The 2,166-nt window shown below is 73.0% G+C and carries 2 protein-coding genes; one reads left to right on the forward strand and one right to left on the reverse strand.

The window, feature by feature from the left end; all coding sequences use genetic code 11:
- A partial coding sequence (locus ABZ749_RS34270; RefSeq protein WP_357235355.1) for a DEAD/DEAH box helicase occupies positions 1 to 1,615 on the reverse strand: 1,615 nt, incomplete at its 3' end.
- A 178-nt stretch (positions 1,616 to 1,793) separates the two neighbouring features.
- Here ABZ749_RS34270 and ABZ749_RS34275 point away from each other — a divergent pair.
- The coding region (locus ABZ749_RS34275; protein WP_357235358.1) for a hypothetical protein at positions 1,794 to 2,166 on the forward strand (373 nt) is incomplete at its 3' end.

Raw genomic sequence — 2,166 nt, forward strand, 5'->3', positions numbered from 1 at the left:
AGAGCATGTCGAGCACGGCGTGCAGCGCCGAGTCGGGCAGCTCGGCGAAGGGCGCGGCCCGGCGGACCAGCACGGCCAGGTCGCCCAGCGCCCACGGCTCCAGCGCCACCATCGCCACGATCTGCTGGGCCAGCACGTCCAACGGGTTGCGCGGGTAGTGCAGCTCCTCGATCGCGCCGGCGGTCATCCGCTCGGCGACCACCGCGCAGGAGAGCAGGTCGCCGCGGTGCTTGGGGAAGACCACCCCCCGCGAGACCGCGCCCACCTGGTGCCCGGCCCGGCCGACCCGTTGCAGACCGGCAGCCACGCTGGGCGGCGCCTCGATCTGCACCACCAGGTCGACGGCGCCCATGTCGATGCCGAGCTCCAGGCTGGAGGTGGCCACCACCGCCGGGAGCTGGCCGGACTTGAGCGCTTCCTCGATGTGCTTGCGCTCCTCCCGGGAGACGCTGCCGTGGTGGGCGCGGGCGATCACGGGCGCTGCGCCGGTGGCCGCGCCGGACTGGGCCATCACCTCGGCCGGCGGCCGGTTGCGCACCGGACCGGCGGGACCGCCCCAGCGCTGCGCGCCGGATGTCGGGTCACCGTCGCCCGCCGGGTCGTCGCCGGTCGGCAACCCCTCCGGTACGCCGATCGCGCCCTCGCCCGACGCGGACGCGGCCACCGCCTCGGCGGCCAGCTCGTTGAGCCGGGCGCAGAGGCGCTCGGCGCTGCGCCGGGAGTTGGTGAAGACGATGGTCGAGCGGTGCTGCCCGATGAGGGTGAAGACCCGTTCCTCCACGGCCGGCCAGATCGACGCCCGACGTGGCCCGGGGCCGCCGAGGTCGTCCTCCGGTGGCTGCTCCTGCTCGTCCAGGCGGGTCATGTCCTCCACCGGGACCTCGACGCTGACCTCGATGGTCTTCGGGGTGGCCGGCTGCACCACGTCGACCGGGCGGGCGCCGCCGAGGAACTGCGCACAGGCGTCGATCGGCCGGACGGTGGCCGAGAGGCCGATGCGCTGCGCCGGGGTGGGCAGCAGCTCGTCGAGGCGTTCGAGAGAGAGGGCGAGGTGGGCGCCGCGTTTGCTGCCGGCCACCGCGTGCACCTCGTCCACGATCACTGTCTGGATGCCGCGCAGCGAGTCGCGAGCTGCGGAGGTGAGCAGCAGGAACAGCGACTCGGGCGTGGTGATGAGGATGTCCGGTGGGGTGCGGGCGAAGGCGCGTCGCTCGTCGGCGGGCGTGTCGCCGGTGCGCATGCCGACGGTGATGTCGGGCGGTGCGACGCCCAACCGGGTGGCCGCCTGCCGGATGCCGGCCAGCGGAGCGCGCAGGTTGCGCTCCACGTCGACGGCGAGAGCCTTGAGCGGGCTGACGTAGAGCACGCGGCACCGTTGGCGGGCCTCGGCCGGTGCTGGCTCGCTGGCGAGTCGGTCCAGTGACCAGAGGAAGGCCGCGAGCGTCTTGCCCGAGCCGGTGGGCGCCACGACGAGCGCGTTGCGGCCGGCGGCGACCGACCGCCAGGCGCCGGTCTGCGCGGCGGTCGGGGCGGCGAAGGCGTTGTCGAACCAGGCGCGGGTGGCCGGGCCGAACCCGGCCAGCACCGCGCCGGCGTCTGCGTCTGCCCCGGTCACCGGTCCATCGTGCCCCGCGGGTCCGACATGCACGAGCGACCTCACGACGGAATGAACCAGCAAAAGGCAAAAAGCGTGGAAGGTGCGCTTAATACGTTAAGTCTCACTTAACTGCTTGCTTCCAAGGAGCAACATAAAGTAACTTCACTCGCAACGCGAACCGGGGTGAGGGGATGTGATGGCCGGCGAGCAGCGCACCGTCGAACCGGGCACCGACGTGCTGATTCGCAAGGTCGACAGCCACCTCGCCGCGCTCCGTGCCGGCCTGCACGGCCCCGAGCTCGAGCTCGCCGAACGCCTCGCCCACTGTCTACGCCAGATGGTCCTCTGCACCGCCCAGGCCAGCGCCGCCGACCGTGGTCAGGTCCGCGTGGCAGTGCACTACTTCGTGCTGCGCCGCGAGAGCCGTGGCCGCCTGCTGTCGGTGCGGTCGCTGACCGCCGCCGAGCGGGTGGTCGGCAACCGGACGAACCGGCGGCAAGGCGACCTGCTCCGATACGCAGAACGCCGCGCGGGGCGCGGCGTCAGCGCTGCGGTCCTGACGGGACTTG

It is taken from the genome of Micromonospora sp. NPDC047753, assembly GCF_040642735.1.
In the GTDB taxonomy this organism is placed as follows: domain Bacteria; phylum Actinomycetota; class Actinomycetes; order Mycobacteriales; family Micromonosporaceae; genus Micromonospora.